Annotated in this window: 14 protein-coding genes; 2 read left to right on the top strand and 12 right to left on the bottom strand. The window is 41.8% G+C overall.

Features of this window, described 5'->3' with window-relative positions:
- Positions 1-4 precede the first annotated feature (4 nt).
- Both M3234_RS18730 and M3234_RS18725 read right to left on the bottom strand, forming a co-directional pair.
- On the bottom strand, positions 5-1,465 hold the full coding sequence (locus M3234_RS18730) for an APC family permease (RefSeq protein WP_262306179.1): 1,461 nt from the start codon (positions 1,463-1,465) through the stop codon (positions 5-7).
- Between the two features lie 61 nt (positions 1,466-1,526).
- Positions 1,527-2,897: a phenylacetate--CoA ligase family protein gene (locus M3234_RS18725; protein ID WP_262306178.1), complete on the bottom strand. Its 1,371-nt coding sequence runs from the start codon at positions 2,895-2,897 to the stop codon at positions 1,527-1,529.
- 195 nt (positions 2,898-3,092) lie between these two features.
- Between M3234_RS18725 and M3234_RS18720 the strand changes: the two genes are divergently transcribed.
- Positions 3,093-4,052, top strand: coding sequence for a LysR family transcriptional regulator (locus tag M3234_RS18720; RefSeq protein ID WP_262306177.1), 960 nt, complete (start codon positions 3,093-3,095; stop codon positions 4,050-4,052).
- 32 nt (positions 4,053-4,084) lie between these two features.
- On the opposite strand, the gene M3234_RS18715 is transcribed toward M3234_RS18720, so the two are convergent.
- From M3234_RS18715 to M3234_RS18675, 9 genes are read right to left on the bottom strand one after another with little or no spacing between them, the layout of a single operon-like run.
- A complete protein-coding gene (locus tag M3234_RS18715; RefSeq protein ID WP_262306290.1) occupies positions 4,085-4,969 on the bottom strand; it encodes an ABC transporter permease in 885 nt (294 codons plus the stop codon).
- Between the two features lie 22 nt (positions 4,970-4,991).
- Complete coding sequence (locus tag M3234_RS18710) at positions 4,992-5,996, bottom strand: ABC transporter permease (protein ID WP_262306176.1); 1,005 nt, start codon at positions 5,994-5,996, stop codon at positions 4,992-4,994.
- Between the two features lie 24 nt (positions 5,997-6,020).
- A complete protein-coding gene (locus tag M3234_RS18705) occupies positions 6,021-6,989 on the bottom strand; it encodes an ABC transporter ATP-binding protein (protein ID WP_262306175.1) in 969 nt (322 codons plus the stop codon).
- Positions 6,970-7,962: an ABC transporter ATP-binding protein gene (locus M3234_RS18700; RefSeq protein WP_262306174.1), complete on the bottom strand. Its 993-nt coding sequence runs from the start codon at positions 7,960-7,962 to the stop codon at positions 6,970-6,972. The genes M3234_RS18705 and M3234_RS18700 overlap by 20 nt, the downstream gene beginning before the upstream one ends.
- A 41-nt stretch (positions 7,963-8,003) precedes the next feature.
- A complete protein-coding gene (locus M3234_RS18695; protein ID WP_262306173.1) occupies positions 8,004-9,245 on the bottom strand; it encodes a CaiB/BaiF CoA transferase family protein in 1,242 nt (413 codons plus the stop codon).
- A 27-nt stretch (positions 9,246-9,272) separates the two neighbouring features.
- On the bottom strand, positions 9,273-10,898 hold the full coding sequence (locus M3234_RS18690) for an ABC transporter substrate-binding protein (RefSeq protein ID WP_262306172.1): 1,626 nt from the start codon (positions 10,896-10,898) through the stop codon (positions 9,273-9,275).
- 33 nt (positions 10,899-10,931) lie between these two features.
- Positions 10,932-11,261, bottom strand: a complete 330-nt coding sequence (locus M3234_RS18685) for a thioredoxin family protein (RefSeq protein WP_262306171.1) — start codon at positions 11,259-11,261, stop codon at positions 10,932-10,934.
- A gap of 2 nt (positions 11,262-11,263) precedes the next feature.
- A complete protein-coding gene (locus M3234_RS18680) occupies positions 11,264-12,250 on the bottom strand; it encodes an amidohydrolase family protein (protein ID WP_262306170.1) in 987 nt (328 codons plus the stop codon).
- 26 nt (positions 12,251-12,276) lie between these two features.
- Entirely contained in the window at positions 12,277-13,644 is a 1,368-nt protein-coding gene (locus tag M3234_RS18675; protein ID WP_262306169.1) for a phenylacetate--CoA ligase family protein, read from the bottom strand.
- A 238-nt stretch (positions 13,645-13,882) separates the two neighbouring features.
- Between M3234_RS18675 and M3234_RS18670 the strand changes: the two genes are divergently transcribed.
- A complete protein-coding gene (locus M3234_RS18670; protein WP_066318883.1) occupies positions 13,883-14,197 on the top strand; it encodes a DUF3870 domain-containing protein in 315 nt (104 codons plus the stop codon).
- Positions 14,198-14,259: 62 nt separating this feature from the next.
- Here M3234_RS18670 and M3234_RS18665 read toward each other — a convergent pair whose 3' ends face one another.
- Complete coding sequence (locus M3234_RS18665) at positions 14,260-15,477, bottom strand: acyl-CoA dehydrogenase family protein (protein WP_262306289.1); 1,218 nt, start codon at positions 15,475-15,477, stop codon at positions 14,260-14,262.
- Between the last annotated feature and the right edge of the window lie 6 nt (positions 15,478-15,483).

Below are 15,483 nucleotides of genomic sequence, written 5' to 3'. Positions count from 1 at the left end.
TTCATTACTCACTTTTACCGGAATCATCAAATAATAACTTTTCCCGCTCTTCTCTGCTAATGTTACTATTATGGACATTTTTAAAATAAAGTCCAAGAATCGTTAGGATGATGATAGATAGCACAATCCATTCCGGTAAAGTTAAACCACCCAACGGATTAAAAGGGGTATACAAGAAAAGAAAAAAAATCAACGAAATGATCGCAAGCACCCCTACGATCCCGCCAAATGCTACCCGATAAGGTCGATGTAAATCGGGGGCTTTCTTCCTTAAAACCATAAAGGTAACCACAACCAATAACCAGGAACAAACCATCATAAAGCCAGATATATTCACAATATTCGTAAAAATCACCCGACTAGTCCCCAATAAAGCGCCTAAACTGCTTAACCCAAACAGAAACATAATTGCTTTGGTCGGTGTTTTATTAATTGGGTGGAGCTTTGCAAACCCTGTTGAAATATATTTAGCCCTGCCAAGTGCAAACAGAACCCTGCTTCCGGCAAGATAGGCGGCATTCCATGAGGTTAACATGCCAATTAATGCAGCAATGGCAACTAGCATTTTTGCAAATTGCGACCCATTAAAAAGCTGGACCAATGACTCGAGGACAACGATTTGCGAGGTTTCGCGATTTTCTAAACTTGCAGATAATCCAGTCCCGATAATGATTAATATATAAAAGATTGCACTGGCCCAGACTGTTATGACAACAAGTCTGCCAATCAACTTAGGCTTTACATTGGTTTCTTCTGCAGCCTGTGCAACAACATTAAATCCAGATAAAAATCCTGGAACCATTAATAATGTGATGGAAATACCCGATAGAGAGGTGACAAGAGGCTTTGCGTTTTCAACATCCCCCAAACTAACACCGACGATTACATAAAAAACAGCCGCCAACAGCATTACCGCTACCGTAATCGTTTGAAAAACCTTTGAAAACTCGACGCCCTTCCTATTTAAAAAAGCAAAGAAAAAGTTAACCAGAACCGAAACAAAAATATAAGAACCATAAACCGTTTCTCCGCCAACAGTATACAATGGGCCTATTTTGGGTAACGGAAACCCTAACGCATTTAATATGATCGGCAACATAATCGTCTCGACGACGATTAAGGTTAATAACCCATAACCAACACAAGCCCCTGCAAAAAAAGCCCAGCGATCGCCCAAACCTTTAAATGTATAAACGATATCCCCACCGGCCCTTGGCATCGCAGAAGCGAGCTCCGCATATGCAAGACCAACAAAGGAGCAAAGAATTCCGCCAATAAGGAAGGCCAATACCCCGCCAACAGTTCCGGGTATCGTCGTCCAAACGCCGGCATAAATGACCCAAGACCAACCGACTACTGCCCCAACACCAATCGTTAACAGATCCCACTTCGATAAAGATTTCTTTAATTGAGTGTTTTGATTGGCAACGACGGTTGTCCCCTGATTATTTTTCATGATTTCCATTCAGCGGTCCCCCTTCGGCAAAGTAATCGAACAGTCGGTGATCATTCTTTGCCCCCCTACTCTAGTAATTTTTTTCAAACAGCGGTGTTTTCGTCATTGCTTTTTCTAATGTGCCTGGTTCACACCAGATAATTTGCGGTGTTACTCTCGCCTCGGTATGAAGAGCATTTTTTATTTTCTCCTCCAATCCTAGCAATTGCCGCTGGTCAAAATGATATCCATATTCCACCTTCAGTTCTAGCGGCGGCACCACACGTGGAGGCGGATTATCAAGGACGATCCGGATTTCTCCAGTTACGTCAGGTACAAATTTGGCAATCACCTTTTTTATCGCGGAAGGATAGACATTTGCCCCTTTGATAATCAACATATCGTCCGACCTTCCCAAAAACCGGAAACGTTTTCCTTTAAACCCGCAGCCAGGGCAATCATGGGTAAATACTTGGATGACGTCTCCGGTTGCAAAGCGTATTCGCGGCGAGGCTTTAAGATTAAATTCGGTTGCAATAATTTCGCCAATCACTCCGTCCCGGATTTCAATTGGCAATTTTGTTTCAGGGTCGACAAGATCCAGCGGAAACAAGCCTAGATCAGGTGCCACGCAATGAATCCCGTAATACTCGTCGGAATCGCAGGAGAAACCAAATTCACCTAGATAGTCATACACACGGCATCCGTAAGCGGTTTCGATTTTCTTTTTTACTTCCGGAATGCCAATGCCCATTTCACCGACTGTAAATAATGCTTTTAACCCCAAATCACCGACACGCTTGCCAATCAGTTCTGACGCCTTGTCAATTAAATGTTCCGCCAAGGACGGTGTCATCATCGCAGCAGTTGGCTTTGTCATATCAGCATATCTTAGAATCATGGCGCTGCCGGCACGTACATCGACATCAATTGGCAGTACACCCTGTGATCGAATCCCCCACAAAATGGAAGAGGTCGCATATATCCCTAATGCATGACTGAAAAGCAGACGATCACCGGGGAAGACTCCGCCATATTCGAGCATATGGGCTATGTATCGATTTAAAAAATTCAAATCCTCCTTTGTAAACGTATAGGTGAATGTTGGTTCCCCGGAAGTTCCACTTGTCGTCCCAGTAAATTCGATTTCATCCGGTGAACAGCATAAGTGCGTGCCAAATGGATGGCCCCATTTTTCCCTTGATTCCTTCTGATTTTCCCGTTCAATTGTTTTATCCATGAAAGCCGGCAATTGGCGGAAGTCGTGGATCGATTTAATTTCTTCGGGATGAACTCCTATCTCGTTAAATTTTTTTCGATAAAATTCAGAATTTCGGTACACATAGCGTAATTGTTTTTGTAATAATTGTTCCTGGTATTGAAAGATTTCCTCTTCCGACATCTGATTAAACATAGGATTTGTATATTTCACTTCTTTTGCGAAACTCTTAGTGATTGGCATAATTGGCCCTCCTTCTGATAATTTTAAAATATCAAAATTTAATAGATATATAGGAACTTCTAATAGATACTGCGAAATAATTAATAGTTCTTGCCTACAATTGTCGTTTTTTAAAGAAGGTATTTTCGAATACAAATCTAATTATTATAGAAACCAGGTTATTGCCAAATAAAATGATGCAGAGGTGAAATATACGTGCAGCTCGAACAATTGGAGTACATCATTAGGGTATCCGAATCACGCTCATTTTCAAAAGCTGGACAAATCCTTCATGTATCACAATCCGCGGTCAGTCAGTCCATTACAAAACTGGAAAGTGAATTGGGGGTGAAAATTTTTGAGCGGATGCATACAGGCGTCAAACCCACAGTAGAAGGTATGCAACTAATCAAGATTGCAACTGAAGTATTAAAAAAAGTTGACGAATTGAAAGACCAAGCTGCGAAATATAACCAATCGTCACAAAATCGATTAAGCATCGGGATCGTTTCCGGACTTCATCTGCCCTTTCTCCCAAAGCTGCTTTCTTTATTAAAACAAGAATTTCCGCAACAGGAAATTACGTTAATCGAAAAAAGTTCTTTAAACATCATCGAGGCAATCATCAAAGATGAAATTGACATGGGAATTTTGGTCATTTATGAAGAAACCTTAAAATATAAAAATATCATTACATTCAAGGAAATGTACCCTGTCAATTTGTTTGTGTTTGTGGATAAACATTCACCCCTTGCTCACCATGAGTTTTTACTACCAAAAGATTTAAAAAACCAAACTTTTGTTATGTTTAACGGAGAATTTATGAACTGGTTCTTCAACATATTCAATCAGCAGAACGGCCCATTCAAATTGTTATTTTCCTCCAATAATAATGAAAACATATCAGAGGCAGTACGAAATGGCCTTGCCATTGCGATTGAAACTGAGTCTGAAGCACTCTCCAATCCCTTTATTAAAAACGGAGATATTTTGGCCATCCCTTTAATAGAAGATGTGAACGGAAATAGTTTTTTAGGGCTCGCCAAACTAAAAAGCAGAACGTTTACTGTTGAGAGTCAAAAAACAATCAATTATTTTCAATCTGAAATACAGGATATGTTTCAGGAGCGAAAATCTATATTTCCATTTGAAAAATATCTCAAAACAAAAGATTGATTCTTCCATTTTGAGATATTTCCGGAAATGGATTACTTCATTTTTGGATCCAAAGCATCCCTTAAACCGTCACCAAACAAATTAAATCCTAATACAACCAGCATGATGGCGAAACCCGGAAACAACAATGTCCAAGGAGCGTTGGTGATAAACTGTCTGGAATCTGCCAGCATCTTTCCCCATTCCGGTTCACCGGGCTGGGCGCCCAATCCTAAGAATCCTAAAGCTGCTGCCTCTAAAATAGCAGTAGCAATACCCAGCGTGCCTTGGACAATAATTGGCGTAATAGAGTTTGGCAGAACATGTTGGAGAAGCAGACGTCTATCCGACATGCCGGTAATTCTTGCGGCCATAATATACTCCTCTTCTTTTACACTTAACACTCTTGAGCGGATTAATCGGCCATACGTCGGAATATTAATAATGGCAATCGCCACTAAGGCATTAAACAAACTTGGGCCCAGCATGGCAACAATAGCAATGGCCAAAAGAATGCTTGGAAAGGCAAGCAAAATATCAAAAAATCTTGAAATAATTGTATCAAGCCATTTTCCATAATAACCCGCGATTAAGCCAAGAAGCGATCCGATGATGATAGAACCAATGACAGAGAAAAATCCGATCCATAAGGAAATTCTTGCACCATAAATAATTCGGGTATAAATATCCCTTCCCTGGTCATCAGTTCCAAACCAATGTTCCGAATTCGGGGAGATTAAGGTTTTTTCGGGATTAAACCCATCCAATGGCTGTGAAGTAAGGACGGGAGCAAGAATGCCTATTAAAATAAACGATACCACAATCGCTAACCCAATCATGGCAGGCCGCTGCTTTTTCAGCCTTTTCCATCCTTCCAGCCACAGTGATTTTTTTGAGGGTCCATGAATTGCCATTTTTTCCGGAACTGGTTGTAACATTGTTTTCAATTGTCTCCCCTCCTCATCGATAATTTATTCTTGGATCCAAGAGTGAATAAAGGATGTCTACAATTAAATTAACGAAAACAAAAATCGTCGCAATTATCAAGATACCTGTTTGGATGACAGGATAATCACGTGAACCAATTGCATCGTAAATATAACGCCCCACTCCAGGCCAGCCAAAAATGGTTTCTGTTAGAACGGCTCCTCCCAATAACAACCCAGTCATCATTCCAATAATGGTCAATATCGGTGCAAAGGCATTTTTCAAAGCATGCTTGTATAGCACCCAAAACCCAGACAGTCCCTTGGCGCGGGCAGTCCGTACATAATCCAGTTCCAATACCTCCAGCATACTGGATCGGGTAATCCTTGCGATCACCGCCATTGGAATGGTTCCCAGTGCAATACTTGGCAAAATTAGGTGCTTGAATACATCCCAAAATCCTGGCCAATTTCCCTGAATGAGGGTATCAAATAATAAGATCCCGGTAATCGCTTCGACCGGTTCTCTTGCATTCATCCTTCCTGTGGAGGGCAGCCAGCTTAACTGTTCAGCAAAAATCCATTGTTCCATCAGTCCTAGCCAGAATACCGGAATGGATACCCCCATTAACGCTATTAGCATCGCTGTATAATCAAACCAGGTTGCCCTCCTCCAGGCTGCGATAATGCCGGCATTTACCCCAACTATTATTGCAATAAGCATGCTGATGATCATTAATTCTATCGTTGCTGTTAAGTATGGCATGATTTCTTCCTGAATTGGCTTTTTTGTTTTTAAGGAAGTCCCGAAGTCACCAGTCAATAATCCTGCTACATAAGTAAAGTATTGGGAGGGTAAGGATTTGTTCAACCCCATTTCCTCGCGCAACTCCTTAACAGCTTCCGGAGTGGCTTGGTCACCTAAAATAACCGACGCCGGGTCTCCTGGAATGGCGTGAATTATGGAAAACACAATAATGGACATGCCAATCAGAACAGGAATTAATTGCACTATTCGGCGGGAAATATAATTAGACACTTTTTGCTACACCTCCTATTGTCATTATTTATAATGGTGGCAGGCAACATAGTGTCCTTCGCCAACGTTCTTTAATTCAGGTGTGGTTGTTTCACACTCAGCCATTTTAGCGAAACATCTTGGATGAAACGGACATCCGCTTGGTGGATTGATCGGATTTGGGAGGTCGCCTTTAAGGACAATCCTCTCCTGCTTCTTTTCGGGGTTTATGCTTGGTGCAGCCGAAAATAAGGCTTTAGTATAAGGATGCAGCGGGTTTTCGTATATGCTTTTTTTGCTGCCCTGCTCGACCATTCTTCCCAGGTACATCACGCCAATTCTGTCACTAATGTGCTTTACAACACTTAAATCATGGGATATAAACAAATAAGTTAAGCCGAAATCCCTTTGTAACTGCCTTAATAAATTTAACACCTGTGATTGAATCGATACATCAAGCGCTGATACTGCTTCGTCCGCAATGATTAATTTGGGGTTCAACGAAAGCGCTCTAGCAATCCCGATTCGCTGCCTTTGTCCGCCAGAAAATTCATGAGGATATCTTGACGCATGGTAACTGTTTAATCCGACAACATCCAATAGCTCATGAACTCTTCTCTTCCGCTGCTCAGATGTTAAATCTGTATTGACAATCATCGGCTCTTCTATTAACCCCCCCGCCGTCTTCCTGGGATTAAGGGAAGCGTAGGGGTCCTGAAATATTAGTTGAATATCACGGTAAACCGATTTCATGTCCTTGGAGGAGATCTTCGAGATTTCTTTCCCTTGAAAAAATATCTTTCCATCGGTCGGGTTAATTAACCGTAAAATCGTCTTGCCTGTTGTTGATTTGCCGCAGCCGGATTCTCCCACCAAGCCAAATGTTTCATTTTCATAAATGGAGAAATCAACACCATCAATCGCTTTTACATAATTTGTGTTCTTTCCGAAAAAACCGCTTCTAATCGGAAAATGCACTTTTAAATCTTGTACTTCAAGTAGCGGTGATAGCATGGTTTACCTCCTTTGCCAGGAAACAACGTGATTTTTGGCCTGACCCGATATCAAAGAGCTCTGGTTCCTTATGAAAACATTCGTCCATGGCAAATTTACATCTAGATGCAAATTTACATCCTTCAGGCATCTCGGAAGGAATCGGAACATTTCCGGGTATCGTTTCAAGCCATTCCACTTCATCTTCCAAGGTTGGGATGGACTCGATAAGTCCTTTCGTATATGGATGGGATGGGGAAGAAAAGATGGTTTTTACATCCGCTTCCTCAACCACCCTTCCGGCATACATAACAATGACACGATCACAAACTTCCGAAACAACTCCAAGGTCATGCGTAATCATGATGATCGAGGTATTGCTCTCACGTTTCATCTGTTGAATGAGTTCCAATATCTGTGCCTGGATTGTCACATCGAGTGCTGTGGTCGGCTCGTCAGCAATGATAAGTTTTGGATTGCAAGCAAGGGCCATTGCAATCATGACCCGCTGTCTCATCCCGCCGGATAATCGGTGCGGATAATCCTTGACAATCTTTTCGGCGCGCGGAATACCGACTTGTTGAAGCAGCTCAATACTTCTTTTTTCTGCTTCCTTCCGATTCAATTTCATATGGAGTCGCAATGTCTCCCCAATTTGATTGCCAATGGTGTAGCTTGGATTCAGACTTGTCATCGGCTCTTGAAAAATCATGGCAATCTCATTGCCCCGGATTTTGCGCATCTTTTTTTCGTTTAATTTAGTAAGATCCAAATCTTGAAAAAGAATGCTGCCTTCAACAATTTTCCCTTTTCTTAGGGGCAGCAATTGCATAATCGACAGGGCTGTTACACTTTTTCCTGAACCCGACTCCCCAACTATGCCCAACGTTTCGCCTTCATTGACGATGAAGCTTACACCGTCAACAGAGCGAACAACGCCGTTATCTGTAAAGAAATGCGTCTTAAGATTTTGAATAGAAAGCAGCGGCTCCATTTTCCCCCTCCTGTCCCATAATTCATAGGCTGAAATGTCCATTATGTTTTTGAGTTTACAAAAGCTGATTCATATATAATTCCTTTTTCTCTTAAACTATCAATTTCACTGTCATCAAGACCAAGTAGAGAGTGAAGGATTTCCTTGTTGTGTTCCCCAAGCTGTGGCTCAAGTGGTTTGTCTCCATTTCTAAGTCCCATTTCCCTGCCGAAGAATTTAATCGGAAGATTTGGGAGTTTGACTATTCCAAGGACAGGATGTTCTACATCAATCACCATATTTCTGCCAAGCAAATGAGGATCGTTGATTAAATCCTTCCCGGTCTTAACTTCCCCAGCAGGGACATGCAAATCGCTTAAGAATCTAAGCACTTGTTCCGCCGTTCTATTTTTAGCCCAATCAGCAAATATTGAGTTTAAGTAATCGAGATTGACCGCGCGTTTTTCCATAGAGGGAATATCATCCCCTTCGAAATCCTTTACGATGTCATCTCTCCCGATACCGTGATAAACCTTTATAAAACGGTCATTGCCGGAAGCACAAACAATCACCCATTTATCATCACTCGTTTTAAAAGCTTCCCAAGGAGCTCCTAACGGGTCCTTATTTCCACGTGCCATTAAAGGCTCGCCAGTCATGCTCGTTCGAATGACGGTTTCCTCCAAGACAGAGAACACGCTATCCATCATACTTACTTCAATTCGCTGGCCCTTTCCAGTCTTATTCCGTTCAAGCAGCGCACTTAAAATACCTACCGTCAAATAAATTCCTGACAATGAATCGGCTACTGCCGGACCTGTTTTTAATGGCTTTCCGCCCTCTAACCCATTTTGGCTCATCAACCCGCCCATCGCTTGGGCAATTCCATCGATACACGGCAGTTTCGAATATGGACCTTCACTGCCAAACCCATTTAATGAAGCATAGATGATTTTGGGGTTCACTTCCTTTACAGCCTCATAACCAATTCCCAATTTGTCTACAGTGCCAGCTACAAAATTTTCAACAATCACGTCGAATTCTTTTGCCAGGTCTAAAAATAGCTGTTTTCCTTCTTCACTTTTCATATTCAACGAAATCGACTTTTTCCCGCGATTCAACATATAAAAGTAACCGCTTACACTTTCCTTGAAAGGAGGGATGGATCTGGAGCGGTCTCCCGCTCCAGGCCTCTCAACCTTCACTACTTCCGCACCCAAATCTTGCAGCATCAGTGTTGCATAGGGAGCAGAAAAAACCCAGCTTAAATCAAGAACTTTAATGCCATCCAACGGCTTGGACATCTGTATCCGCTCGCTTTCATCTATTCTTTACTTCTCAATCGTCACTTCGTACATATTTTCTGCACCGGTAGGATGCGGGAAATATCCCTTAATGTAACTTGCCGTAACAACAGGCTCTTTTACTTCCACAAGCGGTACGGATGGTGCATCATTATGAACAAGCTCCTGAACTTTTTTGTAGATCTCTGCCCGTTCTTTCTGATCCATCACTGACTTAGCCTGCATCAAAAGATCACTTACCTCATCATTTTGATAGAAAGTATGGTTTTGGGCTGCGCCCTTGACTGCGTTATTCTTACTAAGCATGGAATATAGGAAATTATCCGGATCTCCGTTATCCCCAACCCACCCGATTAATCCGATGGAATGTTCTCCCTTTCGAATCTGGTCAAGATAGGCCGCCCATTCAAGTGAAACTACTTTTACTTTAATTCCCGCTTTTTCAAGACTTGTTTTCATCGCTTCCACCATTTTGATTGGCTGTTGCATATAAATACGGGAATTGGAGGTAACTGAAAACTGGAGCTCAAAACCATTTGGATAACCTGCTTCTGCTAATAGCTGCTTGGCTTTCTCCACATCGTAATCGTAGTCTTCCACATCGTTGTTATAGGCCCAGCTCGAAGAAGGAAGCATGTTTTTAACCGGTTCTGCGAGACCATAGAAAAATGCATCCGCAATTCCTTTTTTATCAATAGCATGGTTGATAGCCTGGCGAACCTTCGAATTATTTAATGGCTCTTTCAAATTGTTAATCGACAAGTATCCAACATTTAAAGGAGGGCGGAGTGTCACCTTTAGGTTTTTATCATTTTTTACTGAACTTAAATCGGATGGGTTCAAACTTACCATGATATCAATTTCACCATTCTTTAGAGCTGTTAATCTGGCAGAATTGTCCGGAATGACCTTGTAAATCAATTTGTCCAGTTTTGGAAGCCCCTTTTTCCAGTAGTTTTCATTTTTTACCAATGTGATTGAATCATTTGTTTTCCAAGACTCAAATATAAATGGCCCTGTCCCAACCGCCTGTTCATTAATTTTTGCTCCATATTTCTTAATGGCCTCCGGGCTAATAATACCGAAAGCATGCATACCAAGATTGGACAAAAAGTTCGCCTGAGGTTTGGCTAGGGTAAATTGTACCGTGTTCTGATCAATGGCCTTTACTTCTTCAATGACACTGCCTTCACCTTTAAAACCGTTAAACATGCCGCGGTAGACTGAGAATGTTCCTTCGAACCGGTCGGGATGGTTTTTATCCATCATTCTTTCGAAATTATACACAACCGCATCGGCATTAAAATCAGTACCATCATGGAATTTTACGCCCTCTTGAAGCTTAAATGTCCAAACCTTTCCATCTTCGGAAGTGGTCCATTCCTTTGCTAATGCAGGAATGACATCAGTTGTTTCCTTATCATACTCAACCAAGGTTTCATAAATGTTCTTGGTGACCCGCCATGTTTCAATCTCATTTACATTTTGAGGATCCATCGCATAACTATCGGCTCCTCTTCCAAAGATCAGTACCTGTTCTTCCTTTTTTGTGTCAGCTTCTTCTTTCTTATTGGAGGTTGAATTGCTGCAGGCTGATACCATTAGAGAAAGCATTAATAACAAAGTTACAAATCCCAACGTCCTTTTTCTCATAAATTTCCCTCCAGGAATTGATTGTTTTCAAAACTATAACATCGTTTTGGCATTGTGAAGAAATTCTTCAATTTGCTCCCTTGTTTTTGAATCGTTACCAATAAACTCAGCTATTGTTCTCCCACTCTTGTAAGCTACAAAACTCGGAATGCCCATGACCCCCGCTTCAGCGCAAATATCTTTACGTTCATCCGAGTCCACTTTATAAAAATCAAATTCTTCACGGTTATTTCCGATAATTTCTTCAATAAATGTATCGATGAACCGGCAATCGGGGCACCAGTCCGCTGAGAATAACATGACTGCAGCTTTTTCACCGTTCTTAATTTCTGAGTATTGCTCTATATTTTTGATATTTTCCATTTCTATTCCCCTTTATATGTTTTAGTCAATACTGGTTTTTCCAAGCCCAATTTGAATACCTTATTGGCGTTTTTCCAATAGAATTTCTCTCTAACTGAATCTTTTAAAGGCCATGCTTCAATTTCCTTTATTACTTCTTTGATTGGCATGCCTAATGTCAGCCAATCGGTGCCAAAAACAATTTTGTCTTGTATTAGTGTGTTGGCATAGTGCATAAACATATCCCAGCCCGTATTTGCTTCAGCAATATATTTTGGCCTGAATGCCGAGGTATCGACATAAAGATTTTCATATTTTAATAGCATCGCAATTAAATCAGGGACCCACGGCCAGCCGCCATGTCCGGCAATGATTTTTAAATTTTTAAAGTCCATAAGTGGCGCTTCAAGGTTCGATGGATGATCAATGAACACGGAAGTTTCACGGAAATAATTGATGGAGCTATGGATCCAAATTGGAATATCCAATTCTTCACAAAGGGCATATAACGGATAATACTTGCGGTCATCCGCTTTTACCCCGTGTTCGTATGGAGGGATGACCACCGCTTTATAGCCTTGCTCTGTTAATGCTTTACGGACTATTTTCAAACTTTCAGTTCCTTTGTGCGGATTATAGCCGGCAAATCCGATAAAACGGTCAGGATATCTCTTTAGCAATTCCGCCACATAATCATGGTCTGCAGGCGGCTTGGATCCATCTCTTCCATAATCCATGTTGTGAATTGCATGATAAACTACATTTGCATCGCTGAGCATAGTGAGGAAGTTTTCCATGGAGAATTCACTTTCAAGCTTTGCATAAACCTCTTGCATGACGGTTTCAACTGACCGTTCATTTACCATTTGCAAAAATTCAGCTTTTGACCATCCGGCCAATTGCGCCCATTTTGCACCAAATAACACACGATATTCAGCATTTTTGGGATCAATTTCTTTTGGTGCCTCAAAAATAAATTCGGGAAGCGTGTTGGAACAATCGATAAACAATTAAACTACCTCACTTTCTAATCCATTTAGTAATTTTTTTCAAACAGCGGTGTTTTGGTTAAAGATTTCTCCAGGGTACCCGGTTCGGACCAAATGATTTCCGGTGTCAATCTGACTTCTGTATGAAGAGCACTTTTGATTCTTGCCTCCAAATCTCCCAATAGACTTTTGTCAAATTGGTTGCCGTATTCCAGCTTAATTTGGAGCGGCGGTACGACTCTTGGAGGTGGACTATTTAAAACAATCCTTAATTCCCCCGTGACATCCGGTATAAATCTGGAAATCACATTCTTAATAGCGGAAGGATAGACATTCGCACCTTTTACAATCAGCATGTCATCGGCACGGCCGACAAACTTAATTCTTCTTCCTTTAAAGCCGCACCCAGGACATTCGTTCGTAAATACTTGGATTACATCACCGGTTGCATATCGGATTCTTGGAAGCCCTTTCAAATTTATCTCTGTTGTTACCCTTTCTCCAATCACACCATCTACTATTTCTACCGGCTTTTTCGTTTCCGGGTCAATTAGATCATTGGGGAAAAGGTTTAGGTCGGGAGCGACACAGTGAATCCCATAATACTCATCCGAGTCACATGAAAATCCCAATTCTCCTAAATAATCATAGATTCTGCAGCCATAAGCATCCTCAATTCTTTTCTTAACTTCAGGAACCCCTACTCCGATTTCACCTACTGTAAAAATGGCCTGCAGCCCAAGGTCGCGGACATTCCATCCAAGCTCTTCTGCCCTATTAATCAAATGCTCTGCCAATGGTGGGGTCATCATCGCCCCCGATGGCTTTGTCATCATCGCATATTGCAAAATGGTCTTGCTTCCAGCCCGTACATCCACATCAACTGGCAAGACATTGTGGGCGCGGACCCCAAACAAAATAGATGAGGTCGCATATATGCCTAACGAGTGACTAAACAGTAACCGCTCCCCCGCATGGATGCCTCCATATTCAAGCATGTGCCGGATATAGCGATTCAAAAATTCGATGTCTTCCTTTGTAAATGAGTAAGTAAAAGTTGGAACTCCCGATGTACCGCTTGTGGTTCCGGTAAAACAGATTTCATCCGGGGAACTGCACAAATGCATGCCGAATGGATGCCCAAATCGTTCCATTGACTCCTGTTGGGTGATTCTTTCGGTTGCTTTATCCATAAAAATAGGCAGCTTTTGATAATCAGCAAACGTACGAATTTCCTCGGGAAATGCCCCCGCTTCATGAAATTTCCTTCGGTAATACTCAGAATTTCGATAAACATACTTTAATTGTTTCCTAAGTAAAACTTCTTGAAATGCTATAATTTCTTCTTGTGTCATGGTGTTGAAAATCGGATTTGTATAGGTGACTTTTTTCGTATTCACCCTTGTAAGCATCATCTCTAACTCTCCCCTCCTATCACATTTATTTTCCGAATATTTGGATTTTAAAATAATTCTGGATATTTGTATTATAGTTGGTTAATAGTTTGGTGAGAAATACGAGTATTTAATAGGGGTATAAGTATCACTTATGCCCAGGGGAAAAAGGTAGATTCTAAATAATGTCTATATATTTCTTAACAATTTTCTATTTTTGTATTATTCTAAATCTAATAAAACGTTAGGGGTCATAAAAATGAATACATACTTCATTGCTGGACATGCGAAACTACCATCCGGAATGGCGGCTAAGAATATTTTTGAAACGTTGACCATCACAGTAGAACTGGATAAGACCTATGGAGTCATTGTGGAAGCCTCCTGTACGTTGGCCACTGAACATGGCAGGGACTATATCTCCAGACTTTTGAGGGGCCATAGTTTACGAGACGGGATTGACAAACCACTAGAAGAATTAAAAAACGGATATTTGGGGAAAGCCAATCATGCACTGATTGCCGCATTAAAAGACCTGTACAAACAATATGAGGCGATCATTCAAACAAATTAGTTTATCGACTCGACCTCAAATAAGAAGGAGCGAACCAAATCTATCGGCTCACTCCTTACCGTTCATCCGTTTTTAACGGTTTCCTTTTCGTTCTCATAAGGCCAGGCCGGCAGCATGTTGTTTAAAGGCTTATCCTCACGGTAGCCAAGCACGTATTCTGCCTGCATGACCGTGTGAATTTCCCTTGTTCCTTCATAAATGACCGGCGCTTTCGAATTCCGCAGGAAGCGCTCAACCGGGTATTCGCTAGAATAACCATAGGCACCGTGGATTTGCACTGCATCATCCGCTGCTTTATTGGCAAAATCGCATGCCTGCCACTTTGCCAGCGAGGTTTCGCGGGTATTCCGGACTCCTTTGTTTTTAAGCTCCCCGGCGCGATAAACCAGCAATCGGCTCATTTGCAAGCCCGCTTCCATATTAGCGATCATCTGCTGGACAAGCTGGTGTTTCCCAATTTCCTTGCCGAAGGTTTTTCGTTCATGGCAATACTTGACACTCTCCTCCAAGCTCGCCATGATTAGCCCGACTGCACCGGCGGCAACCGTAAAGCGGCCATTATCCAAAGCCGACATGGCAATTTTGAAGCCTTCCCCTTCTTGCCCAAGCAGGTATTCTTTGGGAACTCTAACCTGGTCAAAGAACAATTCACCGGTATTTCCGGAACGGATTCCCAGTTTCCCTTTAATCGCTTTTGACGAGAAGCCTGGCATCGTGCGCTCCACGATAAAGGCGGAAATTCCATGGTGTTTTTTCTCTTTATCGGTATAGGCGAACACGATGAAATGATCAGCCACATCACAAAGAGAAATCCATGTTTTGGACCCATTTAAAATGTAGTGGTCACCGTCTTTTATAGCGGTTGTCCCTAAGGATGCCACATCAGACCCCGCCCCTGGTTCCGTCAGTCCAAAGGCCCCGATTTTTTCTCCTTTTGCCTGTGGAACAAGGTACTTTTGCTTTTGTTCTTCTGTTCCCCACTGCAATAGCGTCATGCTGTTTAAACCGGTATGAACAGAAACGGCCGTACGGAAGGCTGTGTCGCCTCTTTCAAGTTCTTCACAAACAATTGCAAGGGAATTGTAATCCATCCCACTTCCGCCATATTGCTCCGGGATGCAAACGCCCAACAGGTCTAATTCTTTTAATCGCTTCCAAATAACCGGATCGAAAGCGCCCCGTTCATCCCACTCTTGCATGTATGGGATAATTTCCTTGTCAACAAAACTTCTGACCATTTTTCTCAACATTTCTTGTTCTTCGGTAAATTCAAAATCCATCACGCA

It is taken from the genome of Neobacillus niacini (assembly GCF_023715785.1).
In the GTDB taxonomy this organism is placed as follows: Bacteria; Bacillota; Bacilli; order Bacillales; family Cytobacillaceae; genus Neobacillus; species Neobacillus niacini_E.
This window is presented reverse-complemented; position numbering and strand designations above follow the sequence as displayed.